Annotated in this window: 17 protein-coding genes; 10 read left to right on the forward strand and 7 right to left on the reverse strand. The window is 40.1% G+C overall.

The genetic code is table 11. The annotated features are described in order from the left end of the window. Positions 1-762: 762 nt before the first annotated feature. Complete coding sequence (locus NG743_RS24785) at positions 763-1,257, reverse strand: DUF3800 domain-containing protein (protein WP_027401378.1); 495 nt, start codon at positions 1,255-1,257, stop codon at positions 763-765. A gap of 375 nt (positions 1,258-1,632) precedes the next feature. On the opposite strand from NG743_RS24785, the gene mnmG reads away from it, so the two are divergent. From mnmG to NG743_RS24810, 5 genes are all read left to right on the forward strand, one after another. Continuing rightward, a complete protein-coding gene (gene mnmG, locus NG743_RS24790) occupies positions 1,633-3,540 on the forward strand; it encodes a tRNA uridine-5-carboxymethylaminomethyl(34) synthesis enzyme MnmG (protein ID WP_027401377.1) in 1,908 nt (635 codons plus the stop codon). Between the two features lie 284 nt (positions 3,541-3,824). Then, positions 3,825-5,081: a hypothetical protein gene (locus NG743_RS24795; RefSeq protein WP_257121095.1), complete on the forward strand. Its 1,257-nt coding sequence runs from the start codon at positions 3,825-3,827 to the stop codon at positions 5,079-5,081. A 201-nt stretch (positions 5,082-5,282) separates the two neighbouring features. After that, entirely contained in the window at positions 5,283-6,947 is a 1,665-nt protein-coding gene (locus tag NG743_RS24800; RefSeq protein WP_193962185.1) for an alpha/beta hydrolase, read from the forward strand. Positions 6,948-8,017: 1,070 nt separating this feature from the next. After that, a complete protein-coding gene (gene sbcC / locus NG743_RS24805) occupies positions 8,018-11,044 on the forward strand; it encodes an exonuclease subunit SbcC (protein ID WP_257121096.1) in 3,027 nt (1,008 codons plus the stop codon). 56 nt (positions 11,045-11,100) lie between these two features. Further along, on the forward strand, positions 11,101-11,781 hold the full coding sequence (locus NG743_RS24810) for an HAD family hydrolase (RefSeq protein ID WP_257121097.1): 681 nt from the start codon (positions 11,101-11,103) through the stop codon (positions 11,779-11,781). A gap of 384 nt (positions 11,782-12,165) precedes the next feature. On the opposite strand, the gene NG743_RS24815 is transcribed toward NG743_RS24810, so the two are convergent. Continuing rightward, complete coding sequence (locus tag NG743_RS24815; protein WP_027401372.1) at positions 12,166-12,789, reverse strand: CPP1-like family protein; 624 nt, start codon at positions 12,787-12,789, stop codon at positions 12,166-12,168. Between the two features lie 758 nt (positions 12,790-13,547). On the opposite strand from NG743_RS24815, the gene NG743_RS24820 reads away from it, so the two are divergent. After that, a complete protein-coding gene (locus NG743_RS24820; protein ID WP_027401371.1) occupies positions 13,548-14,246 on the forward strand; it encodes a response regulator transcription factor in 699 nt (232 codons plus the stop codon). A 92-nt stretch (positions 14,247-14,338) separates the two neighbouring features. Here NG743_RS24820 and NG743_RS24825 read toward each other — a convergent pair whose 3' ends face one another. Continuing rightward, a complete protein-coding gene (locus NG743_RS24825; RefSeq protein ID WP_027401370.1) occupies positions 14,339-14,533 on the reverse strand; it encodes a DUF2811 domain-containing protein in 195 nt (64 codons plus the stop codon). Positions 14,534-15,294: 761 nt separating this feature from the next. On the opposite strand from NG743_RS24825, the gene NG743_RS24830 reads away from it, so the two are divergent. After that, the gene (locus NG743_RS24830) at positions 15,295-16,017 is read left to right on the forward strand and encodes a TerC family protein (protein WP_027401369.1); all 723 of its coding nucleotides are present in this window, start codon (positions 15,295-15,297) and stop codon (positions 16,015-16,017) included. 79 nt (positions 16,018-16,096) lie between these two features. Here NG743_RS24830 and ndk read toward each other — a convergent pair whose 3' ends face one another. Next, complete coding sequence (gene ndk / locus NG743_RS24835) at positions 16,097-16,546, reverse strand: nucleoside-diphosphate kinase (protein WP_027401368.1); 450 nt, start codon at positions 16,544-16,546, stop codon at positions 16,097-16,099. A 440-nt stretch (positions 16,547-16,986) separates the two neighbouring features. Between ndk and speA the strand changes: the two genes are divergently transcribed. Further along, positions 16,987-19,002 carry a biosynthetic arginine decarboxylase gene (gene speA / locus NG743_RS24840; RefSeq protein WP_027401367.1) on the forward strand — a complete coding sequence of 672 codons (2,016 nt, stop codon included), beginning with the start codon at positions 16,987-16,989 and terminating at the stop codon, positions 19,000-19,002. 91 nt (positions 19,003-19,093) lie between these two features. Here speA and NG743_RS24845 read toward each other — a convergent pair whose 3' ends face one another. The 3 genes from NG743_RS24845 to NG743_RS24855 form a co-directional block, all read right to left on the reverse strand. Continuing rightward, the gene (locus NG743_RS24845; RefSeq protein WP_027401366.1) at positions 19,094-20,263 is read right to left on the reverse strand and encodes a nucleotidyltransferase family protein; all 1,170 of its coding nucleotides are present in this window, start codon (positions 20,261-20,263) and stop codon (positions 19,094-19,096) included. 150 nt (positions 20,264-20,413) lie between these two features. Then, complete coding sequence (locus NG743_RS24850) at positions 20,414-21,205, reverse strand: segregation/condensation protein A (RefSeq protein WP_027401365.1); 792 nt, start codon at positions 21,203-21,205, stop codon at positions 20,414-20,416. A gap of 228 nt (positions 21,206-21,433) precedes the next feature. Next, on the reverse strand, positions 21,434-22,528 hold the full coding sequence (locus NG743_RS24855) for an AI-2E family transporter (protein ID WP_027401364.1): 1,095 nt from the start codon (positions 22,526-22,528) through the stop codon (positions 21,434-21,436). Between the two features lie 307 nt (positions 22,529-22,835). Here NG743_RS24855 and pdxH point away from each other — a divergent pair, with 307 nt between their 5' ends. Further along, positions 22,836-23,480 (forward strand): pyridoxamine 5'-phosphate oxidase, encoded by a 645-nt coding sequence (gene pdxH / locus NG743_RS24860; RefSeq protein ID WP_027401363.1) that lies wholly within the window; start codon positions 22,836-22,838, stop codon positions 23,478-23,480. Between the two features lie 676 nt (positions 23,481-24,156). Next, entirely contained in the window at positions 24,157-25,248 is a 1,092-nt protein-coding gene (locus tag NG743_RS24865) for a glycosyltransferase (protein WP_168465602.1), read from the forward strand. Positions 25,249-25,684: the final 436 nt, after the last annotated feature.

Here is a 25,684-nt window from a genome sequence, read left to right on the forward strand (position 1 = left end):
GCTAGTCATAAAATCTAGAGTTTAGGATACAACTTATTATAGATACACAAATAAAAAATTATGCTATTGTAAATATATAGTCCAACAAGGTATCCCGAACTGCACGGGAAGGTATGGTGCGGTTGGAACACCGTGCGCCTGTTAGAAGACAAGGTATCCCGAACTGCACGGGAAGGTATGGTGCGGTTGAAACGCCGTGCGCCTGTCAAACTAGTTATGTAATCAGGAGAAGGACATGATGAAATTGTAACTTTCCTTGAATTACTTTCGGTTATAAATTAACTAACGCCCCTAATTGGGTCGAGGCGGTCTTATAATCGTCTATCAAGGGATGAACCCACGGCTGCAATAGCCGTGGGTTCGCCATTAAATGTTCTAGTTTTCAGGAATTTCAACTAAATGAATTTTATCCTTTAAAATATCGAAAGCTTTTAAAAATTCAAAATTACGATCATCTTTTTGTATATCTTGTGTCTTCAAACTAATTAAGTAAGCAACGTAATCTGCTAATTGTAGACCCACATAGAATTGTGAAGCACCTAACCAAGGCTGTTCTACAAAATTGCAATCATGTTTTCGTGATTTTACCCACTCTCTGTAAGAGGATGTTTTAAAAGTATTAGATGAAACCGATAATCTCCAAAAACCTAACCCCCCTGCCCCCTTCCCTACGAGGGAAGGGGGTTTTCAAAGCCTCTCCCCGCTTCGGGGAGAGGTTTGGAGAGGGGTCTGTTTATACATTAAAAACTTTTCAAACACCCTCTAAGCCCTGACCAAACGATCATCTTGTTTACTTGTACTGTGTGTTGAACGTGAGTCCAAAAATAAAATTCCACTTTCATTGGAGGATTTCAGAAAACTATCTAATTCTTCTAATAAACGGTGGAAGGTAAAACGGTAAAGTATAATATCATCTTTCAGCAATTCTCTATTTTCATATAGTAATTTTTTATTGACTATAATAGAAGATATATGGCATGGGATTTTATTCAAAGTTTCTGATACAGTTAAAAATGTACGAACACGAGCTTCAAAGTTCCATCCTTTAAAGATTTCCTTCCCTTTACAAAGTTCGTTACTTTTTAACTCCCAATCTTCAGGTTCTTTTGTTTTAAAGATACTTCTTTTGGGAGCGGAAATTTCTTCATAATTTTTTGAGTAATTTTTTTCATAGATAGCAATACTAGCTAGAACAAAATAATTTGTTCCACTATCTTTTGCGTTAGTGCCACTTTCATCAATATAAAATAGAAACATATTACTGTTGAGAAAATACCAAAATATCTACTATCTCAACTTGATGACAGTAGAAGATTCTAGGAAGTTAATCAAAATATTCTACAGTATTTTGTCATGTTGTCAATAAACTCAGTAAAATTAATTATACTCAACATGGTTGAAATATGGACTTTTGGCAAATTACGAAAAACCTGGATTTGTAGGGGTTTAGCACTGCTAAACCCCTACCTATAGAATCAAATAATTAAGCCGTGTTGAGTATAAATAGCTTTTGTTACTTGAAATCTTTAGTACCTTTTCTTACTTCTTTACTACCAATTAAACTCCAATAAACCCCTGTATCCGCTAAAATCAGACTATAATTCATAACTGACTTATTCTGTAACTAAGACCATGCACAATTCTGCTGAATTCCGAGACGCTTATGATGTGATTGTCGTCGGTGCAGGTCACGCCGGTTGCGAAGCAGCACTTGCTACTGCCCGCCTCGGTTGTCGAACACTGCTATTGACCCTAAATTTAGATAAAATCGCTTGGCAACCCTGTAACCCCGCAGTGGGTGGTCCTGCTAAGTCCCAATTAACCCATGAAATAGATGCTTTGGGTGGGGAAATCGGCAAAATGGCAGACCGGACATACCTACAAAAACGCATCCTCAACTCTTCACGGGGTCCAGCAGTGTGGGCATTACGGGCGCAAACTGATAAGCGGGAATATGCAGCGATAATGAAGGGAATTGTCGAAAATCAGGAAAATTTGACAATTCGGGAAGGCATGGTAACGGATTTAATCTTAAATGATAGTAATGAAGTTATTGGTTTAGAAACCTATTTTGGCGTATCTTTTCACTGCAAAGCCGTCATTCTCACCACTGGGACATTTTTGGGCGGTAAAATTTGGGTGGGGAATAAATCCATGGCCGCAGGACGCGCGGGAGAGTTTGCAGCAGAAGGGTTAACACAAACTCTCAATCGTTTGGGATTTGAAACCGGCAGACTCAAAACCGGGACACCAGCACGGGTTGATAAGCGTTCCGTTGATTACAGTCAAATGGAAATTCAACCGGGAGACGAAGCTGTGCGGTGGTTCAGTTTTGACCCCCAATTGTGGGTAGAACGGGAACAAATGCCTTGTCACATGACCCGGACAACCAAAGAAACTCATCGTTTAATTCGGGAAAATTTGCACTTGTCGCCGGTGTATGGTGGTTGGGTGGAAGCAAAAGGACCCCGCTATTGTCCGAGTATTGAAGACAAGATTGTCCGCTTTGCCGATAAGGAAAGTCACCAAATCTTTATTGAACCGGAAGGAAGAGATATTCCTGAATTGTATATTCAAGGTTTTTCCACTGGTTTACCCGAAACTTTGCAAATTTTGATGTTGCGGAGTTTGACTGGTTTGGAAAATTGTGTGATGTTGCGTCCGGCTTATGCTGTAGAGTATGATTATTTGCCCGCAACTCAGTGTTTTCCCACCTTGATGACCAAGAAAATCCCAGGGTTATTTTGTGCCGGACAGGTAAATGGGACGACTGGTTATGAAGAAGCTGCTGCCCAAGGAATAGTGGCGGGAATCAATGCAGCGCGGTTTGTTAAAGGTGAGGAAATGATTATTTTCCCCCGTGAACAAAGTTATATTGGCACGTTAATTGATGACCTGTGTACGAAGGATTTACGCGAACCTTATCGGATGCTTACCAGTCGGTCAGAGTATCGGTTATTACTGCGTTCTGACAATGCTGATATCCGCATGACACCTTTGGGACGGGAAATAGGTTTAATTGATGACCGGCGCTGGGATTTGTATAGTCAAAAACAAGAACAAATTACAGGGGAGAAAAAACGCCTTCATGTTACTAGAATAAAAGAGAATGAGGCAGTGGGACAGGCGATCGCTCACGATACCCAAGAAGCAATTAGAGGTTCTATTACCCTGGCGGATTTACTGCGTCGTTCAGGTATTCATTATCTTGATTTAGAACGCCACGGACTGCATAACCCCGCCCTCAAACAAGCCGAAAAAGAAGGAGCAGAAATTGACATCAAATACGCTGGTTATTTAGCCAGACAGCAAAACCAAATTGACCAAGTTGCCCGTCAAGCAAATCGCCAACTATCTAGTGATTTGGACTACTCAACCATTGAGACTTTATCTAAAGAATCCAGAGAAAAACTCAACAAAGTTAAACCCCTCACCATTGGACAAGCAGCAAGAATTGGCGGAGTTAACCCAGCCGATATCAACGCTCTTTTGATATATTTAGAACTAGCTAAAAACAAGACGGTAATAGGTAATAGGTAATGGATAATGGGTAATAGGGAGGAGAACTATTCTAGTATGGAAAATTTTCTTCTTCCTTATTCCTTCTCTGAGAGGGTGTTTGAAAAGTCATGATTGCTGTATCAAATGTTTTACCCCTCCCTAACCCTCCCCTTGTGAAGGGGAGGGAACTGGATTTTTATTGTTTCCCCCCTTGTAAAGGTGATCCGTGAACGTTTACTTCTCAGGCTTAATCGAGCAGTATTGCCTCTTAGACAACTGAAAACTGACAACTGACAATTAACACATGACAACCGAAAAAGCTTATGTTACCCAAATCCAGCACTGATTTATTTGTTTCAGAAGCGTCCGATAGCACCAGTATGTCTTTAGCCATAGATTTCGTCAATAACGAGCCTTGGACAATAGAAACCTATGCTGAAAGCTTAATGGACGAACTTTTTCATGATATTGACAACATTCTTGATGGTCGAAGCAAGCGAAATCATCATAGAGGCAGAAACGAATCTGTTCCCGTACAAACCATGACATTTCAAATGCCAGATGTGGTTTTGCCATCAAAACTTAATCGTCCATTACAATCTACTGCACCGATTAAAAACGTCCAAACCACTACCCTAGTAGTTAATCATCCATCTATCAGAGCAATCGCAACTACTGAACAACAACCCAATGGTTTAGGTAAACTGATATTTATGGGATTAAGCCTAACTGTGGGGACTTTGGGAATGGTCTACTTAACCGAGTCTGGTTTATTAAATACAATAAATGCCCAATTAACTTCCCAAAATTTACCAAATCATCAGACACCATTACCTGCATCTGTAACCACAGATCCTCAGTTAGACTTAGTAGATTATATGTTGGAAGCCTTAACTGTGATAGAACAGCAAGGGACAACCAATGGTAAAACAATTGCTAAACCAGGATTTCCCACTGTTAATCTGAATCAAACCACTGCCTTAGCTTTACCAAATACCCAACCAACAGAAACGCCACCACTACCTATAGCAGCGAGCAATATGCCACTTGCTAATAATCGCTTAACTACTCCTAATGTGGTTGAGCGCATATATATTCCAGTTTATCAGTCTCCCGCACCCAAATATCAAATACCAACTGTTCCCGCAGTCCCAGCACCACCTACCTTACCTTCATCTTTAACAGTTAAGAATTCTCCCAATATTAATACTATACAACCAGCAATTAAGCCGATATCCAAAACAACACAGGTTAATCTCAAACCAGCAGCCGTTAATCCTCAATCACTAAAAGTCGCACCACCGCAATTACCAACAGTTGTTCCCCCTGCACCTATCAAAGAAACCAAGGATATACCACAACAGGTTGTAGCACCTAGCTATATTGCCCAATTAGAGGGACTATTGGAGTTGGGTAATAAATCTGTGGCTTTGTTTAAGGTAGATGGTATTAGTCGCCGAATTAATATAGGTGAAAATATTGGTACTACAGGTTGGACACTAGTAGAAGTCAGTAACGGAGAAGCTATTGTTCGCCGTAACGGTGAAGTTCGCTCTATCTACACAGGACAGAAACTTTAATACAACTGCATGAGTCAAACAAAAATTCAATATCTTCTGAAAAGCCTGTGTAATTAGCTTCTTTAGTTTTTAGTACCGTAGTACGGCACTAACTTTCACGCTTATTTTTTATACTTCCGTTTGAGAAGCTTACTGATATTAAGATAGTTGGCATTTAATCAGCAACGCCAGATAGTTATTTGATAATAGGGCAATATAAAGATGTTCACAGAGAAAAGCTGGAAGAATTTTAAGGTATTTGCAGGGGCATTTTGTGTTGTCGCGCTGACACCGTTTTTTGGAATTAATTCTTCTGTCCACGCAGCAGATACGGTTGTGATTCGTTATGGACCCATAGAGGAATCTGTATCCTTGGAGGAGTTAAAAAAATCTACGGAAACTGGCAAATTACCAGATAGTTTGGGAACTTATACCAAAAGAATGACTGAAGAACAACGTCGTTTTTTGGTAGAGGGACTAAAAATCCGAATTCCCATAAATGTTGCTACTTTAGGTAGATTAATCAATACCCAAATTGGGACTACAATCCTCAGCGATGTCTCTACAGCTATTACCCGTCGAGATCAATCGGGATTACAAGCTATGAAAGGGGGATTGGTTTTAGCTGCTAATTCTCCACAGGGTTTATCTATACTAAGTTTTATTGCTGCCTATCCCAGTAAACGCCTAGAAATTAATTTACCCCAGGCTTTAACTGTGGCGGGGAGTTTAAATGGTGCATTTGTCCGCACTCAGCGGTTTATGTTTGGTCTTTCTCCCCAAGTTAACCCCAAAGATATCAAAGTTGCCTCTTCTCTAGATCCTACTCAAGCAGGAAGCGCACAGGTACAGACACTCAAGTTAAGTTTCAATGACCAAAAGCGTCAACGACAAATTCCCCTGGATGTTTATTTCTCTACTGCTGCTAGTGTAAATAAACCTGTAATTGTCTTGTCTCATGGTTGGGGTTCGGTGCGGACTGACTTGCGTTATTTAGCCGAACATTTGGCTTCTCATGGTTATGTTGTTGGTGCTTTGGAACATCCTGGTAGTAATGAAACTACTTTTAAGGCAGTCAGTAAAGGTAGAAAACAACTTGTTGAACCCCAAGAATTTTTAGACCGTCCCAAAGATGTTAGTTTTATTGTTGATGAATTGGAAAAAGTTAACCAAACTGCTAATAGTCCTTTACGGGGAAAATTAGCAACTAACAATGTGATGGTTGTAGGTTATTCCTTTGGTGGGGGAACGGCTTTAGCATTAGCTGGGGGCGAATTACAAATCGAAACCCTCAAACAACGCTGTCAGCAAAACTTAGCTAATGCTAACTTGGGTGAAACTCTTCAATGTGTGGCTCAAGCATTACCAGAAAAAACCTATCAATTGCGAGATGCGAGAATTAAACAGGCGATCGCTCTTAATCCTACCACCTCTTTAATGTTTGGGGAAACTGGGTTAACAAAAGTACAAATTCCCACATTAATCCTCTCTAGTTCCGCAGATAAAATTACCCCTCCGTTAACTGAACAAGTTATGGGTTTTGCGAAAATTCCTGCCCCAAAGTGGTTGGTGGGTGTGGTTGGTGCTTCTCATTTGAGCATCATAGATCCTAGTCTGACCCCATATCAAATGGGGAAATCAAATACACCTATCTTGAACAAAGAAGTAGTTGGAGAACAATCTAAAGATGTGCGGAAGTTTCTCAAAGGTATTACCCTAGCAATGGCAGCACAGTTAACTCCTGAAGCTAGTCAATATGCTCCTTTTCTGACCGCCGACTACGCTCAAATTTCCTCAACTCGTCTATTTCCCTTTCGCACAGTGCGAGAACTTTCTCCTGAGATGATACAAGAAGCACAAAGTCCAGGTATGACAGCCAATAAATAAATAAGTAAGTAGGTTGGCGTTGAAAATTGTCGTTATAGAAAGGGAAGAGGCAAGAGTAAAGAAGTTTTCAGCGATTTTACGTTTCTTTATACAGTTTGGTTTTATTGTGTTCACCTACTTAGTGAGACAGAATTAATTACACAATGTCATTGCGTAAGCGTTGCGTGGCGTTAGCCATATGGAGCGAAGTGAAATGAAGCAATCGCCAGGGTTGTGATTGCTTCCCTTCCCTCGCAATGACTGTAAATATTTTTGTCCAATTACTTATTAGGTTGAAGGACGAGCAAATAAATAAAAAGGCTTGGAGGGTAAACCAAGCCCAACTTCACTCAGGGTAAAATATATAATCCATCCTATAGATTCTTTATATTTTCAGAATCCTTCTCAAGAGAGAATATTCAATCCAAGACTAATTTAAGCTTGAAATATGATGAGTTTCTTCACTAGTACAAAAGGCGTAAATAAACCAACCATTCTAAATCCTCCAAAAGCCTATAAGTAGTAAGACAGAATTCATTACACAATGTCATTGCGTTAGCGCAGCGTGGCGTTAGCCATATGGAACGAAGTGAAATGAAGCAATCACAACCCTGGCGATTGCTTCCCTTCCCTCGCAATGACTGTAAATATTTTTGTCCAATTACTTAGTAGATTCTGACCATGAAAAATTCAGAAAGTAGGGGCGCAGGGTCTGCGCCCAGAAACGATTCATCAATGACAGCATGAAATTTATTTACCCCAACCCGTAATGGCTATTAACTGCTGTTTGCACTATGGCAGGAGTAATATATTTAGTACAGATGTCACGTTCGCTGAAGGCTTTTTTGTCAAAGTCCATAGAATTAAGTCTAATTATAGCTTCAGCACACTTATTGCCTATTGTATCAACAAAAACAGAATATCTGACGATGGCATCAGATGGCATTTGAAAAAAGTTGTCTTGATATTGTAAATTTTTGTAAAATTGATGTCTTCAAGACTAGAAACCTGCTAATTACATGACTAAACTAAAAACTAAGTGCATCTGTACTGTTAACAATCAAAATTCTAAATGTGGCACTATAGCCTGAATGATCCCAGTCCAACTTATCATTAAAAACTTTCTCAGTTACCGTGATGCAAGTTTAGATTTTAGCGGCTTGCATACGGCGTGCATTTGTGGTTCTAATGGTGCGGGAAAATCTTCCCTTTTAGAAGCTATCACTTGGGCAACTTGGGGTGAAAGCCGTGCTACTGTTGAGGATGATGTGATTCATGCTGGTGCGAAAGAAGTCCGAATTGATTTCACTTTCCAAAGTGGTCAGCAAACTTATCGGGTAATTCGCAACCGGGTTAGGGGTGGAACTAGTATTTTAGAATTTCAAATTGAAACTCCTACTGGGTTTCGTCCTTTGACGGGTAAGGGATTAAAAGCTACTCAGGATGTCATTCTCGAACATATTAAGCTAGATTATGAGACTTTTATTAATTCGGCTTATTTGCGTCAAGGAAAAGCCGATGAATTTATGCTCAAACGTCCTGCTGAACGCAAGGAAATTTTAGCAGAGTTATTGAAACTAAATCAGTATGATGAGTTGGAAGAACGAGCCAAGGATAAAGCTAAACTTTATAGAATCCAAGGAGAAGAGTTAGAAAATTCTTTAGCAAATATCAAAATTCAACTCCAACAACGGGAAATAACGGAAACTCAACGCACTGAGTTAGAAGCGCAACTAAATAATCTACAAGAGGTGCAGGCTTTTGAAAATATTCAGTTACAAAGTTTACAGGTTATCCAACATCAAAGACAAAGTTGGGAACAGCAATTAAATTTTCTGCGGCAACGATATGATAATCTCAGTCAAGATAGCGATCGCTTACAACAAGAACAAATAGCCGTAAAGTCCCAACTAGCAGATTTAGAAAAGATTATCAATCAACAAACTGATATTCAAGCTGGTTATACTCAATATCAAAATCTGCAATCTCAAGAAGAAATCTTTGCCACTAAATTTGAACAACATACCCGCGCTACCAATTTAAAACAACAAAAACAACAACAGCTATATAAACAAACTCAAGATTTAGAACGTCAATTACAACAAGCCCAAGCTCAATTAGCAGCTTTAGAACAGCAAGAACAAGAAATTAATCAAACCCTGAGTAAAGCTGGGGATATCGAAACAGCTATATTACAATTAAATACCGCCCGTCAGCATTTGACTAACTTAGATCAATTGCAAATGCAGGTAACACCATTATTACAACAAAGAGCCAGTTTGCAAACTCAGTTAGATCGCACTCATGCTAGTTTAGTCGCGCGATTAGAGCAAATGCAAGCCACAGAAAAACAACTGCAAAATCAACATCACCGGCAACCCCAATTACAACAAGCAGTCATAGAAATAGGCACGCAAATTGAAGAATTAGACAAAAAGCGCGTTTATCTCCAAAGAGTCCAGGAAAAAGGACAGGAAAGACGACATTTTATTGAACGTTTGCAAGCCCACCAACGAGATTATGAAAGGTTGTTGGCAGAACTAGAACAAAAATTGCAAATGTTACAAAATCCCGATGCTAGTTGTCCTTTGTGTGAACGTCCTTTAGATGAACATCATTGGAGTAAAGTTATCGAAAAAACCCAATTAGAATATGAGGATACTCAAGGACAATTTTGGGTAGTGCGGGAACAACTCGCAGTTTCAGATCGAGAAATTCAGGTACTCCGACAAGAATATCGAGAAATATCCCAAAAATTATCAGGTTATGATTCATTGCGAGAACAACGGGGACAATTAGCCGCACAGTTAGAAGCTACAAGTGATGTCCAACAACAGTTATTACAAATTATTGCCCAAAAAGAACATTTAGAACGTTCTTTAGAAAGTGGTGATTATGCCCCTGAAAAACAGACAGAAATTCAGCAATTAGATCAATCTCTTCAACAACTTAATTATAGTGAACAAGACCACGCCCTTGCCCGCAGTGAGGTGGATAAATTACGGTGGGCAGAAATTAAACAAGGACAAATTAAAGATGCCTTAAAACGCCAAGCACAACTAACAGCTAAAAAGCCAGAATTAACAGGGAATATTACTCAATTACAATGGCAACTGCAACAGGGACAAACTGATTCTGATTGTGCCAAAGAAATTGCTAATTTAGAACAGCAAATTGTGGAAATTGCCTATAGTTCTGAACAGCATAATTATTTGCGTCAAGGTGTGCGACAAGGGCAAGTTTGGCAATTACGTCATCAACAATTATTATCAGCACAAGCACAATATCCGCAATTACTTAATAAAAGCCAAGATTTAGAAGATTCATGGCAAAGAATCCTGAAAGAAAGAGAAATATCAACTCAAGAAGTTGATCATATTGTTAAACAATTATCTAATAGTGCCAACCCCACAGCCCAAATTAATAATTTAGAACAACAATTAGCAAACCGCAGACAGGAACTAGATAATAAAATATCTCAGTTAGGACAATTAAAACAAATGTCCCTGCAATTGGAAACTTTACAAAATCAGTATGAACAAGGAATACAACAATTACAAAATTGTAAACAACAACAGCGTGTGTATCAGGAATTATCCCAAGCTTTCGGCAAAAATGGGATTCAAGCTTTAATGATTGAAAATATTTTACCTCAACTAGAAGCAGAAGCCAATCAACTACTTTCTCGATTGAGTGCGAATCAATTTCACGTCCAATTTATTACCCAAAAAGCCGGACGCAGTGGCAAATCCAGTAAGAAAAATGCCAAATTAATAGATACTTTAGATATTTTAATTGCTGATGCCAGGGGAACGAGATCCTATGAAACTTATTCAGGAGGGGAAGCTTTTAGAATTAACTTTGCCATTCGTTTAGCACTGGCAAAATTATTGGCACAAAGAGCAGGAGCATCATTACAATTATTAGTAGTAGATGAAGGTTTTGGGACTCAAGATGGGGAAGGATGCGATCGCCTAATTGCCGCCATTAACGCCATATCCGCTGATTTTGCCTGTATACTTACTGTTACCCATATGCCCCACCTCAAAGAAGCCTTCCAAGCCAGAATCGAAGTGAGTAAAAATCAGCAAGGTTCACAGTTACAATTATTGATGTAATACCCATATCCCCGACTTCTTGGAGAAGTCGGGGATCTATATCCAATTATCTACTCATGCTGAGATTAATTACTGACTTTGACGGTCCAATCATGGATGTTTCGGAACGCTATTACCGTGTTTATCAATTGTGTCTAGAGAAAACTCGATATCCTCAACAAACAATTACAGAACTGTCTAAAGCCGAATTTTGGCAACTCAAGCGATCGCACACTCCCGAACTCCAAATTGCCCTAAAATCAGGTTTAGATGCCCAACAAGGGCAAAAATTTTCCCAAATCCGTAAACAAACAGTCCACACCCTCCCTTATTTCCAGCATGATGTTCTTGTCCCCACAGCATTAGCCGCACTCAGTCAAGTTCAAGCCGCCGGTGTTGATTTAGCCGTAATGACAATGCGAAGGGTACGAGAACTGGACTATGCCTTTAATCAACATAATTTAAGCCAATTTTTCCCAGAAAATCGCCGTTATTGCCTAAGCAACGACTATGTAAAAACCCGTGATGTCGAAGATAAACCATTGTTAATGGCTAAAGCCTTAGCCGAACTCCCCCCCGCTGCTGATAGTTGGATGGTGGGAGACACAGAGGCCGACATTACCGCCGCCAAAAAACATAATATTAAAATTATCGCTGTTGAATCTGGTATCCGCGATCGCACCCAACTAGAATCTTATCAACCTGATCTGATTATGCCAGACTTAAAAACCGCTGTAAATTTCATCCTCAACGAGTAAAAACAAAAATAATGGGAATCGGCAATAGACATCTCCGAAAATTAAATGTGCGTCGTTTGAAACCCTTGTAGAGACGTTCCATGGAACGTCTCTACAATCTGGAGAAGTCTAATGAACCAAACGTGAGTTCGACCAATAATTTTTAACCCCCCTGGTAAACCTCTCCTAAGAGGGTGTTTAAAAAGTCATGATTCATGTATCAAATATTTTGACCCCTCCCTAACCCTCCCCTTGCAAAGGGGAGGGAACTAATTTTTCCGGTTTCCCCCCAAAGCATCGGGGGGATTAAGGGGGGTAATCTAACTTGTGTGTACACGATAGCTCCAACACGGAGAGGTGTTGGGGTGAGGTTCATCGAATTCACGTTAACCAATTACCCATTACCTAACGTAAAAAACTACTTACTAACCACAGCAAGATAAAAGTCAACAACGTAGAAAACTGATTCGCCGTCATATTTATCAATGGCAGTGGTAATATCAAGCCAGCAATCAGACCACCAGCAATTAAACCAGCAATTAAACTCACCAGCGTCAATAGAACTGCTCTACCAAACTTTCCTTCCTTGCGATTGAGAAAGTAAATACCAATACCGACCCCAACTACCAAGGACAGTTGTAAAACCTGTCCACCACTACCGGGATACAACAAACTCGTTGCACCCAAACCTAGATACCAGGCACCTGGTAGCAGGACATCAGTTAACGTGGGCTGATCTAAACTTCGCTGTAGCCATGCAGGAGACTGCTGACTAAGAGACTGACTTGTTTGAGGAGAAGATGGAACTCGCATTTCTGGAAATCGGATGCGCTCAGGCACTTTAATCTTACCTTCTTGGCGCATCCGCAGGCGTTCCATTAAAATCGCATCATAAGCGGCTTCAATAACTTCTCGGACACTGCCATCACCACCATGTTTTTCCAACAGGCGATTCCGAACATCCTGGATTTCATCGAAGCTTGCGTCTTCCGATACCCCAAGTTTTTCGTAGGGACTTTGATCACTCATGGGAGGTTATTACTTTAGCCTTAATCAGCGGCACTTTTTATTTTACAAAAAAACAACTTTAGATTTTATAGAAATAAAGACAACAACTAGATCAGTAACTATGTGACACACCCCACACACTCCCTTATGCCTTGCGGCACGCTTGCGCGAACAGGCGAGCGTGGGGTTCTCAGCGACTCTTCTATGAAGACATTAACTGAGCTTTAGGACCGTGTGTCCCACGGTTCTTTGGTTAAGCCGAACAATTAGCTTTTATTTTGATAGGCTGCTTTTGGTGCATTTATTTAATTGAGTTACACCTACTGTTGAAAATTATATCAAATATTTGAAAAAAAATCAAGAAAGTGTTCATTCCCCATCGCCCAACAACACTGATTAAGCTGCGCTTAATTTTGTTCGTTGGGTAATTCCTCACTCGCGCGTATTGTATTCATCTCATCACCTACCCGATAGGGTAGGTGAGAGACTTCTACTGTCTAAGCTAAATTATATGTCTTAGGCAATTTTATACATCTACTAGAATCATAGCACGAGTCGGGTCAACCGCACACAAATTCAAAAAGACTGAATTACTCATAACTTTTGCTATACCAGCATATTTACCTCTTGCCTATCCATAATAAAAATCACATTTTATGGAAATAATCAGGATAATCATTGCTCTCCCCTGTAAATTTTGAATTAGTACCAAAGTAGAACCTGCGTCCCTACGCAATCATGTTTGTTAATCCTATGCGCTTTTATAAAAAGTAATCCCTATGGCTCTTGCTAAGATTCTTGTCGTTGACGACGATCCTGCGGTTCGGAATTTAATCCAACGCTTTTTGCTCAAACAAAATTATCAAGTTGAATCTGCCGAAGATGGGAAGACTGGTATGAGTATGTTTGAACAATTTAATCCCGATTTAGTAATTTTAGATGTTAATCTGCCGGATGTAATTGGTTTTAACCTTTGTCAAGAAATGCAGAGTCGTAGTGGCGTATTTGTACTACTCCTGACCAGTAGAACCGACGAAGGTGATAAAATTCGCGGTTTTGCTAAAGGTGCTGATGACTATCTCACTAAGCCATTTGGCTTGGGAGAGTTGGAGGTAAGAGTAGCGGCTATTTTAAGGCGGCAGCGAGTTGTGACTAATGCCGAACAGCAACGCTTAATTTTTGACAAATTAACAATTGATTCTATGCGGCGGGAAGTAATGATTAATAGCGAACCCATTCCCCTAACTGCGCTGGAATTTGACTTATTATATTTTCTTGCTAGTCATCCAGCTAGAGTTTGGCGACGATCCGAACTCATTCAAGAAGTTTGGGACTATGAATATGTTGGGGATCAGCGGGTTGTGGATGTTCATATCGGTCAAATTCGTAAGAAAATTGAAATAGATCCTACTCAATCAACATTAATTCATACTATTCGTGGTGTAGGGTACAAATTTGAATGCGCTACTTCTGCCTAAAATTTGACTACCACCTGTAAACCCCCGCCAATCCCCTGGTGGGATCAAATAAATAAACTTGATTTACGAATTTAATCCAGTATTTTTATGGATTATTGATGAAATAAAGTTTCTAAGTAAACACGCGCCGCTCGGCGATCGCTCTCACCATTTTGCAGCAAAAATAATGATAAAGCCGCTGTTAAGACACGGGTTTGATCCCAATCAGGATGGGTTTCTAAGTAGTTGTTCATGGATTCCTGTAATGTTTCGGGAATTTCCGTAAAGATAGGGACTGTGGTGTTCATAAAATTTTCCTGTAGATCAATCAAGAGAAGTTATTGGTGTTCAGTTTTACTGAGGGCTGATTCATGCCCTGTGAGGGACGTAGGGAGAAATTAAAATAAACCAGAACACAAAATTCAGATGCTGAATGAAATCAAACTAAGACTCATTATTCTGCGCTCACCAGGGGTGGATTTGTCAATGCTGCGAAATGTTAACAATTAGCAGTCAAAAATAAATATTGACGAAATAATCAGGCTTACAACTATATTTTTGTTATATAACTTTATAAAAACTCGGTTATCCACCCTGTTAGTAGCGAACAATTAACAATCCCCAATAAGTCAGCAATGACTGATTAAATCGTAGAACGTCTGTGGAAAAGTCCAAAATCACCTGTGGAAATCCTGTGGAATCAATGAGGAAAAAGGTTGTTAATAATAAGAATTACCATAATGTCAGGAAAATATGACATATCAAGCAATTAAGAGGGAACAGGGGGCAGGGAGCAATTGGTAACAAGAGTTACTCGTTAAAAGTGGGCTAAATGCACGTTAAGATAGATGGAAGTACTCAAAGGGAACAGGAAGCAGGGGGCAAGGTGGGAGTAAGGAGCAGTTAGTGACAACTGTTTTTTTTGACTGAAACTCTAAACTCTGAAACTTTAGTTTCTTCTCTGTTCCCTGTTCCCTGTTCCCTTTTTTGTAACTTATTGTAGTTTCGACAATAAAAATCTCTAATCCCGTATCCTGTAGATTCTTAAATTTTTGCCTGAGAAATTGGAATGTTAGACCAAATATTTGATTACTTAAATTTTCATTTCAGTGTTGAAGCTTCTATAGTCCTCTTAATATTAGTGATTTTAGAAGCAGTACTGTCGGCTGATAATGCGATCGCTCTCGCTGCGATCGCCCAAGGACTAGAAGACAAGAAACTAGAACGTCAAGCCCTAAATATTGGGTTAGTCTTCGCTTATGTTCTCCGCATTACCCTACTGTTAACAGCTACCTGGGTACAGAAATTTTGGCAATTTGAACTATTGGGTGCTGTTTATCTATTATGGCTAGTATTTCAACACTTCAGTTCCCAAGAAGATGAAAACAATCACCATCATGGACCACGTTTTAAATCTTTATGGCAAGCTATCCCCGTAATTGCCTTTACAGATTTAGCCTTTTCCTTGGATAGTGTCACCACAGCGATCGCCGTTTCTCAAGAAATATGGTTAGTAATCACAGGTACAACCATTGGGATTGTCACCCTCCGATTTATGGCTGGATTATTTATCCGCTGGTTAGATGAATATACAAACTTAGAAGACGCAGGCTATATCACTGTAGCATTTGTGGGTTTACGTCTCTTATTAAAAGTCATCAACGACGATTTAGTCCCACCAGAATGGCTCGTAGTGACTGCCATTGGGATCATCTTAGCCTGGGGCTTCTCTAAACGCAACGTTGTAGAATTAGCCCCAGAAGAAAAGGAAAAAGCTGAAGTATCGAAGTGATTAGGGAACAGGGAACAGGTAACAGGGAACAGGGAACAGTTTTACTACCCATTACCCATTACCCATTACCAATCCCTAACTACTCACTTAACCAAGGTGTAGAATGAGGTTGCCAAGCGACTAACTCCTCTTCCTTAAACCACAGCGCAATTTCTGTTTGAGCGGTTTCTTGAGCATCAGAACCATGAATGAGGTTACGACCGACATTAACACCAAAATCGCCGCGAATTGTGCCTGGTTCTGCTGTTAAAGGGTTGGTTGCGCCAATAATTTTTCTGGCTGCTGCCACAACGCCCTCACCTTGCCAAACCATTGCTACCACAGGACTAGAAATGATAAATTCCACTAAACCAGGGAAAAAAGGTCTTTCACGGTGAACATCATAATGTTTTTCCGCTAATTCCTTACTGACTTTCATAAACTTTAAACCCACCAGGGTAAAGCCTTTGGTTTCAAATCGGCGGATAATTTCACCCACTAGTCCGCGCTGGACACCGTCAGGCTTAATTGCTAAAAATGTGCGTTCCAAATCTGTCTCCAAAAACATAATCTAATTTTGATGGGTTAATTGTCAGTTGTATTGATGTCTCTTGTCTAGTAGTTTTGCGAATTTTCCCGAAAAATTTGCAGAGATCAGGGAATTAAGCAAAGATAGTTTTCTTTTCTTTCTGGTCAAAACCTAGTAGTCTGTCAACCCGAAAATGACGGGTGAAGGCAAGCAGGGGGAGAAGAGAGGCACCGGTGACAGGGGAGGGAAGAACAGAAGTTTTTTCCGATCATTACCCGTCAAAATAAATTTGACGAACTACTAGCAAGGCTTACTTACCCCTCTATGGGTAGCGCAACATGGTATTAACCATACTTCTAATTACTAATTCTTAATCAGAAATTATTTCTAGTTGTATATCCGTTACCAGACTATTTTGTTAAATTGTTATTTCGTGGGCGCAATACAGAGGTCAGGAAAAAATGGGTGTCGAGTCAACCGCTGATGAGATTGTGAAAATGCCATCTAATGGGCATAAATCCGAACTAAAACGCCAAAAAAAGAAACAACTGTTAGTACCTAGTACAAGTACAGGAGATTTACCTGCGCCTTGGAAAATTGAGAACAGTGAAGACCTTTACCGCATTGAAGGTTGGGGACAGCCTTATTTTTCGATTAATGCGGCTGGTCATGTTACTGTTTCTCCCAAGGGTGAACGCGGTGGGTCATTAGACTTGTTTGAGTTGGTAAATGCTTTAAAGCAGCGTAATTTGGGTCTGCCCATGTTAATCCGGTTTTCTGATATTTTGGAAGACCGAATTGAGCGGTTAAACGCTTGTTTTGCTAAGGCGATCGCTCGCTATAACTATCCTGGTGTATATCGGGGAGTATTTCCAGTTAAGTGTAATCAACAACGCCACCTGATCGAAGATTTAGTTCGGTTTGGTAAACCTCATCAATTTGGTTTAGAAGCAGGTTCTAAGCCAGAATTAATGATTGCTCTGGCTTTGTTGGATACACCAGGAGCATTGTTAATTTGCAACGGCTACAAAGACCAGGAATACATCGAAACAGCGATGTTAGCCCAAAAACTAGGACAAACACCAGTTATCGTCCTAGAGCAAATTGAAGAGGTAGATTTAGCTATTACGGCTAGTCGTCAATTAGGCATTAAGCCCATCTTAGGAGTAAGAGCGAAATTAAGTACCCAAGGAATGGGACGTTGGGGAACTTCCACAGGCGATCGCGCTAAATTTGGGTTAACAATTCCTGAAATTATGGAAGCTGTGGAAAAATTAGGTGCAGCCGACTTACTCGGTTCTTTGCAATTATTACACTTCCACATTGGTTCTCAAATCTCCGCGATCAATGTCATTAAAGATGCCATCCAAGAAGCCAGCCGCATTTATGTAGAATTGGCAATGTTAGGGGCAGATATGAAGTATTTAGACGTTGGTGGCGGCTTAGGTGTAGATTACGATGGCTCTCAAACCAATTTCTACACCTCGAAAAACTACAATATGCAAAACTATGCTAACGATATCGTAGCAGAGTTAAAAGACACCTGTGATGAAAAGCATATTCCCGTACCAACGCTAGTTAGTGAAAGTGGTCGGGCGATTTCTTCCCACCAATCGGTTTTAATCTTTGATGTTCTCAGCACCAGTGATGTGCCTCTTGATCCCCCTTCTCCTCACCAAGAGGGAGAATCCCCAATCATTAAATATCTCTGGGAAACCTACCAATCCATTAATAAGGAAAATTACCAAGAGTTCTATCACGATGCTGCTCAATTTAAAGAAGAAGCCATCAGTCGTTTCAACTTAGGAATTTTGCGCCTCAACGAACGCGCTAAAGCCGAGCGTCTTTACTGGGCTTGTTGTCAAAAAGTTTTAACTCTTATCCGTCAGGAAGAATACGTACCTGATGAGTTGGAAGACCTGGAAAAAATTATGGCTTCCATTTACTACATCAATCTTTCAGTGTTTCAATCAGCACCAGATTGTTGGGCGATAGATCAACTATTTCCCATTATGCCCATACATCGCCTTGATGAAGAACCAACTCGCAGAGGAATTTTAGCGGACTTAACCTGTGATAGTGATGGAAAAATAGACCGCTTTATAGATTTACGGGATGTCAAATCAGTTTTAGAACTGCACAAATTTGAGCCGGGGAAACCCTATTATCTAGGAATGTTCCTGAATGGAGCGTACCAGGAAATTATGGGAAATTTACATAACCTCTTCGGTGATACTAACGCTGTTCACATTAATTTAACCCCCAAGGGTTATCAAATTGAACACGTTGTCAAGGGCGATACCATGAGTGAAGTTTTAAGCTATGTCCAGTATGATTCTGAAGACATGATAGAAAATATTCGCCAACGTTGTGAGCGAGCTTTAGAAGAGCAGCATATCACCATAACAGAGTCCCAGCGACTACTACAAACTTACGAGCAAAGTTTACAACGGTATACTTACTTGAATAGTCATTAGTTATTGGTCATTAGTCATTAGTTATTGGTCATTAGTTAGTAGTAAATTACAGCCGATAGCTGACAACTGACAACTGACAAATGACCACTGACTAAATTGAGTTTGTTCCCAATAATTCGGCGATCGCTTGGTGTTCTAAAGGCTTTTGAGAAGGTGGAGTTTGACGAGCATCAGTAATTAACCAATCTAAAGCCGCAGCTTGGACATCAATTGATGCCCCCGTCTTATCCACACAATAACGTCCAAACACCAGCTTATCTACCAAACGCACACCTGGAGCTAAACGCGACCATTCAAAAATCACACTGTTATCTACAGTCGCACCACTGCAAATCCAACAATTTGGACCAATCATCGCCGGACCAATGATTTTTGCGCCATCCTCAATTTTAGTCATTCCCCCAATATAAACAGGTCCAGTAATATCTACTTTATCCCAATTTACAGATACATTTAATCCAGTAAAAATACCTGGAAAAACTTCATGTCCAGGGATTTGTACATTCTTAATTTCCCCTGATAAAACACCACGAATTGCTCGCCAATAATCAGGAACTTTACCAATATCTACCCATTCAAAATCCATAGGAATGGCGTAAAAAGGGGCATTATCTGCCACAAGTTGGGGAAATAATTGGCCACCAATGTCATACTCCATCCCAGAGGGTATATACCTAAACACCTCTGGCTCAAAAATATAAATACCTGTATTGATATTAGTGCTAAGAGCTTCTTCAACAGTTGGTTTTTCTTGGAAAGCTTGAATGCGATTATCGTCGTCCGTAACTACCACACCATAACTAGAAACTTCTTCCTTGGGAACTGATTTGGTAATAATAGTAGCGATCGCCCCTTTGGATTTATGCCACTTTACCGCCGCAGTTAAATCTAAATCAATTAAAGCATCACCACACAACACTACAAATGTGTCGTCAAAAAATGGGGAAAAATCTTGAATCCGACGCATACCCCCAGCCGAACCAATAGCCTCACCGACGAGTTTACCGTCATCATCAATTTTACCTTCAAAAGAATAGGCAATCTGCACTCCAAACCGCTGACCATCTCGGAAATAACTTTCTATTTCCTCCGCCAAATGGCTGACATTGACCATAATTTCGTCAAAGCCATGTTGACGTAATAACTCCAGCAAAAATTCCATAACCGGCTTTTGCAGTATAGGAATCATCGGTTTGGGAATTGTATACGTAATGGGACGGATACGAGTACCCTTTCCCGCAGCAAGAATCATCGCTTTCATAAAATTTTATTTCCTTTGTCAGTTGTCAGTTGTCAGTTGCACAAGAATATTTCTCCCCTTTTACTTCCCCCACCTCCCCCACTTCCCCCACTTCCCCCACCTCCCCCACTTCCCCAACTCCCCTTACTCTCTACTCCCTGCTCCCTGCCTTTAAGTAAGTAAGCGGATTTGAATTTCCTGGTAAAATTCTTGTTGAAATAGTTCTACCTTAGATTGAGCCGATAGCAGTAATAACGCCCAAAAAACGCTAACTAAGTCACCGTGTTCTGATTCATGATGAGAAGCTTTTTTCTCTGGTTGTTTTGTCTTTATCCACAAATCTATCAGTTGTTCTAAATTCCAGCATTGTTCCTCTAAATTTTGCCCTTTAGCAGCAGAGTTTAATAGCTGCTCTAGTTCTAGCGCGACTTCCGTTAAATTTTCCTGGTGTGCTAACTCTAGGGCTTCCCTCATAGTTTGCACACTAGGTTGACGTTTCAGTCGCTTAGGTTTATCTACTGTTTCTACCAGCTTTAGTTGGCTGGCCATAATTTGTAACTGGTCTATTAACTCTTGTAAAGTTACCCGCCGTTTTGGGGGTGGCATAGCTGCTGGACGACGGCGTAAGTGTTGCTCCAGTTGCAAACGATGGGCTGGATATAACAATCCATCCTCAATTTCTAATAGTGTATCATCTACAACTTCTTCTGAGCTATTATATACTGTCGACAACTGCATTAATGTATTAGCTTTAAATAATACAAGCATTGATGCTGATAAAAAAGCCTGTCCAGATTGAGACAAGTCACTTTCATAGCCTCTGATAGTTCTTGCTTCTGGAGCCATCAATTCTAAGTAATGGTCAATCACCTCAATAACTCGCACGTCCCAAGGGTCAATTTCCCCTTTTTCAGCTTGCTCAATGAGGTGTGTAATTGTTTCTAATAGTTCGACTGCATCCATTTAATTCAAAATTTCATATACCAGAAGTCAGGAGTTCAGGAGTAGGGGGAGTAGGGGGAGTAGGGGGAGTAGGGGGAGTAGGGGGAGTAGGGGGAGTAGGGGAGTAGGGGGAGTAGGGGGAGTAGGGGGAGTAGGGGAGTAGGGGGAGTAGGGGGAGTAGGGGGAGTAGGGGGAGTAGGGGGAGGAAGAAGAATGGTTTTCACCAATGACCAATGACCAATGACCAATTTATTCATCTTGTTCAAATTCCGAGCCGTAATTAGCTCGAAAAGTAGAGACAAAATCGCTGTGATCACTGCCTTTAATGGCATCAAAAGTGCCTTTGATAGTTCCCGCAATTGGCACAGCAACGAGTGTTCCTAATAGTCCAGCAATTTCAAATCCCATTAAAATGGCAATAAAAATCCATAAAGGGTTAAGTCCAATAAAATTGCCCATTAATTTTGGTGCTAACAAATTGTCTTTGATTTGTTGCATGATAACTGCCATTGTAGCGACTGGAAAGGCTAACCACCAATTTTGGATTAATACCAACAATGTGACTAAACCAATGCCTAAAGTTGCACCAACAACGGGAATAAGCCCAGAAATACCGATAATAATAGCAAATAACAGGGCAAATGGAATTTTCAGAAATAAGAAAATGGGTGTAAGGGCTATGACCATAAATAGTCCTAGCAATAATTGGCTCAAAAAAAAGTTTTGAAAATTTAACTGTAATGAGCGGCTAAAAGGAATACCAATATTAGACGGGAGAATGTTAACTAAACCAGACCAAACGCGATCGCCATATATGAGCATATAAAAAGCTAGAACAATGACCAATACTACGTTGAGTATTCCTGATAACAATGTTCCTGCAAATCCTACCGCCCCTGAAGCTATTTGCTGTACTAAATTCTGAATATTAGCATTTATTTGGTTTGTTACCAGCTTTAAATCTATAGATAACCGCCGCTGCTTTGCTAAACTTTCTAGGTGATCTAAATTAGCTTGACTAGTCGCTAACCAATCAGGAATCTTATTTAACAATTGAATGGTTTGGTCAATGACCATTGGTACAAGGGTAACACCCAAAACAATAAACAAAGTTAAAGTCAGCAGTAAAACAATAATTACTGCTTGAGTACGGGTAACTCTGACTTTCTCCAGTAACTTAACCGGGTAATTCAATAGAAAAGCTAGAATTGCAGCAATACTGAGAATAGTAATTGGATTCTGGAAAAAATGGAATAATACAGACAGTAGCCAGATATTGAGGGCGATAATTGGCCCACTGAGTCCATAAGTTAACAGAGTTTGCAGAGAAGCAAGACGGCGCATCTGATTTAATGTATAAGCAAGGACTTCAGGTGTAGGAGACCTAGTGTGGCGGAAGCCATACTTTGGTAATTTCCATTTCCTATTGTCAATACCTTGTCCAAATTGGAAAAAGCCGTGGAACGTAAACGTATCCCTGCGGGATACTGCGTGAACGCCAAGCAATCAGCATGAAACCTAACGCATTTGTTGGGTTGCGCTGTCGCTTAACCCAACCTACGGAAAATGGACAAGGTATTACTATTGTCTAAACTATTTACTGATTTTGATCATAAATTTTAGCTGATCTAAATTTGAGGAAATAACAAAAATGGATACTAACATAGCCGATCTTCGCAAAGACTACACATTACAAGATTTGAATGAGAAACAAATTGATCCAAATCCATTTATACAATTCAAAATTTGGTTCAGTCAGTCCCTATCAGCCCAGCTACCTGAACCTAATGCTATGACTTTGGCTACCTGTACGTCCGATGGTCAGCCTTCGGCGAGAATGGTATTACTCAAAGATTTTGATGAACGGGGGTTTGTCTTATTTACTAATTACAATAGCCAAAAAGGACAGGAATTGACAGTAAACCCCCATGCTGCTTTGGTTTTTTGGTGGGCGGAATTAGAACGCCAGGTCAGAATTGTGGGAACTGTGGAAAAAATTTCCGCAGCAGAATCTGATAGCTATTTTGAAATCCGCCCTACATATAGTCGTTTAGGTGCTTGGGCTTCTAATCAAAGCGAAGTAATTGCGAGTAGGGAATTTTTAGAATTACAATTACAAGAATTTCAGCGCAAATACGAAACTCAGGAAGTTCCTCGTCCTCCCCATTGGGGTGGTTTTCGCGTGATTCCCCAAAAAATTGAGTTTTGGCAGGGAAGATCGAGTCGTTTACATGACCGCCTGTTATATACTCGTGTAGATAATGACGGATGGGAAATCGAGCGTTTATCACCTTGATTTAATATTTGATGTCAGCATTCAGCTATCAGCAGTAATAGTGGAGATGAGGAAGTAGTTATTTCCTGAAAGTTATACACATTTAACATTCTGTATTTCCGTATTGAAAACTGATAGCTGAATACTGAATGCTTAAATGATAATTAATAGGAAGATCCTGATCAGAGTAAAAAACGGTGATTATTAATTAATAATTCAGTATAAGTTAACTACCCCAAATTATCTTTGATATATGTTTCTTAATGTACAGTTAGATTATACTGGATCTGTATATAGTAAGCATGACTTATCAGAAAGACCGACATAGATATAGCAGTTATCAGGTAATTAAGTAGGTTGGCGTTAAAAATTGTTGTTATGGCAAGGGAACAGAAAAGAGGTTTTGGGCAACTTGACTTTTCCTTACATATTTAGTCTTTTTTCCATTCACTTACAAAAGAAGGGAACAGGGAGCAAATAAGAAACACTCATTTGCACCAGTTTAGAGCTTCAGTCAAAAAAAGGATGTTTTTACCAGATGCGTAGCACGAAAAAAACAGTGTCATTATTTCAATCTCATGTTTTTAAACATGAGTTTTTCCTGTTCCCTGTTGCCCGTTCCCTGTTCCCTTTGAATTAGATGATTAATCTTTCTTTGCTGAAATGTATTTAAGTTTTGATACACATTTTTAACTTTATGCGAATCATACATATATTAAATCATGTCCAGGAAATCGGTAATGGTATTGTCAATGTAGCTGTGGATTTAGCTTGTTTACAATCCCAATCTGGCGATGATGTGGCGGTAATTTCAGCGGGAGGGGGGTACGAAAAATTATTAAATCAATTTGGTGTTAAACATTACGAAATTAACCAAAGTCGTCAGCCAATAACAATGATGAAGGCGGCGATCGCTTATCGGAAAATTGTGCAAGAATTTCAACCAGATATAGTTCATGCTCACATGATGACTGGTGTGGTGTTAGCGCGGGCTTTGAGATGGGAAAATAGATATATTTTAGTGGCTACTGTCCATAATGAATTTCAACCTAGTAGCCTATTAATGGGTTTAGCAGACCGAGTAATTGCTGTTAGTAAGGCTGTCAAAAATTCGATGGTACAACGGGGAATCCCCAAACAAAAATTACGGGTAATTTGTAATGGGACATTGGGCAGTCCTCGGACTAGGAAAATATCCGATTATCAACCTTTAAGTTTACAAAGTCCAGCGATAGCCACCGTAGCAGGAATGTATAAAAGAAAGGGCATCACTGAATTAATTGCGGCTTTTGAAGAAATTGCTCAGGATTTTCCCGAAGTACATTTATATTTGGTGGGAAATGGTCCAGATAAACAAATATTTGAGTCTCAAGCCCAAGCAACGGCTGTGAGTCATCGGATTCACTTTGAAGGGTTTCAGCCTGAACCCCAACGTTATTTACTAGCCTGTGATATTTTTGTCTTGGCTTCCCACCGTGATCCTTGTCCCTTGGTGCTTTCGGAAGCGAGGGAAGCAGGGCTGGCAATTGTGGCTACGAAGGTGGACGGGATTCCAGAGGCGTTAGATAATGGCAAAGCGGGGATCTTAGTGCCGGTGCAGGATAGTCATCAATTGGCTCAGGCATTAGTGAAATTATTGAGTGATGCGAATATACTTCAGGAATGGAAACAGCGATCGCAGGACAATCTAGAATGGTTAAATGTTGCCCGTGTACACCAAGAAACATTGGCTGTATATGAGGAGTTAAATTTTCAGGAAAGTTTTTCTCCATCTACTCAACCTGACTAATACTGATTTTTAGCTTAATCAGCAGAAGCCCCACGTCTCACTCTTAGAAGCGTGGGATGAATGCGCGTGAGTTGAGTTGCGTAGCCCAAATTGTATTTGAGCGTAGCGAAAACAAAGAAGGCTACAGCGACGAAACGAACAAAATATTGATTTTATGTTATTATAAAAAAGTAGGTGTAGTCCAATTAAATGCTCCAAATGCAGCCTACAAAACAAAAAACAAATCTCAAAACCAAAGAACCGTGGGGCGCACGGTCTTAAAGCTCAGTTAATGTCCTCATAGAGGAGTCACTGAGAAGCCCACACTCACCTGAAAAGGAGTGTGTGGAGTACGTCACCATTGTATATAGCACTATACACTTGAATGAGATATAGTTATAAGCCCCCTCCTCGCTTGCGGGGAGGGGGTTGGGGGTGGGGTTCTTGTATTTCACTC

Origin of the sequence: Dolichospermum heterosporum TAC447, from assembly GCF_024584745.1 — a bacterium.
In the GTDB taxonomy this organism is placed as follows: Bacteria; Cyanobacteriota; Cyanobacteriia; order Cyanobacteriales; family Nostocaceae; genus Dolichospermum; species Dolichospermum heterosporum.

What these genes read in the sequence shown, in the direction of transcription:
- NG743_RS24785 (WP_027401378.1), bottom strand. Translation starts at nt 1,257, where the DNA reads ATGTTTCTATTTTATATTGATGAAAGTGGCACTAACGCAAAAGATAGT.
- mnmG (WP_027401377.1), top strand. Translation starts at nt 1,633, where the DNA reads ATGCACAATTCTGCTGAATTCCGAGACGCTTATGATGTGATTGTCGTC.
- NG743_RS24795 (WP_257121095.1), top strand. Translation starts at nt 3,825, where the DNA reads ATGTTACCCAAATCCAGCACTGATTTATTTGTTTCAGAAGCGTCCGAT.
- NG743_RS24800 (WP_193962185.1), top strand. Translation starts at nt 5,283, where the DNA reads ATGTTCACAGAGAAAAGCTGGAAGAATTTTAAGGTATTTGCAGGGGCA.
- sbcC (WP_257121096.1), top strand. Translation starts at nt 8,018, where the DNA reads ATGATCCCAGTCCAACTTATCATTAAAAACTTTCTCAGTTACCGTGAT.
- NG743_RS24810 (WP_257121097.1), top strand. Translation starts at nt 11,101, where the DNA reads ATGCTGAGATTAATTACTGACTTTGACGGTCCAATCATGGATGTTTCG.
- NG743_RS24815 (WP_027401372.1), bottom strand. Translation starts at nt 12,789, where the DNA reads ATGAGTGATCAAAGTCCCTACGAAAAACTTGGGGTATCGGAAGACGCA.
- NG743_RS24820 (WP_027401371.1), top strand. Translation starts at nt 13,548, where the DNA reads ATGGCTCTTGCTAAGATTCTTGTCGTTGACGACGATCCTGCGGTTCGG.
- NG743_RS24825 (WP_027401370.1), bottom strand. Translation starts at nt 14,533, where the DNA reads ATGAACACCACAGTCCCTATCTTTACGGAAATTCCCGAAACATTACAG.
- NG743_RS24830 (WP_027401369.1), top strand. Translation starts at nt 15,295, where the DNA reads ATGTTAGACCAAATATTTGATTACTTAAATTTTCATTTCAGTGTTGAA.
- speA (WP_027401367.1), top strand. Translation starts at nt 16,987, where the DNA reads ATGGGTGTCGAGTCAACCGCTGATGAGATTGTGAAAATGCCATCTAAT.
- NG743_RS24845 (WP_027401366.1), bottom strand. Translation starts at nt 20,263, where the DNA reads ATGAAAGCGATGATTCTTGCTGCGGGAAAGGGTACTCGTATCCGTCCC.
- NG743_RS24850 (WP_027401365.1), bottom strand. Translation starts at nt 21,205, where the DNA reads ATGGATGCAGTCGAACTATTAGAAACAATTACACACCTCATTGAGCAA.
- NG743_RS24855 (WP_027401364.1), bottom strand. Translation starts at nt 22,528, where the DNA reads ATGCGCCGTCTTGCTTCTCTGCAAACTCTGTTAACTTATGGACTCAGT.
- pdxH (WP_027401363.1), top strand. Translation starts at nt 22,836, where the DNA reads ATGGATACTAACATAGCCGATCTTCGCAAAGACTACACATTACAAGAT.
- NG743_RS24865 (WP_168465602.1), top strand. Translation starts at nt 24,157, where the DNA reads ATGCGAATCATACATATATTAAATCATGTCCAGGAAATCGGTAATGGT.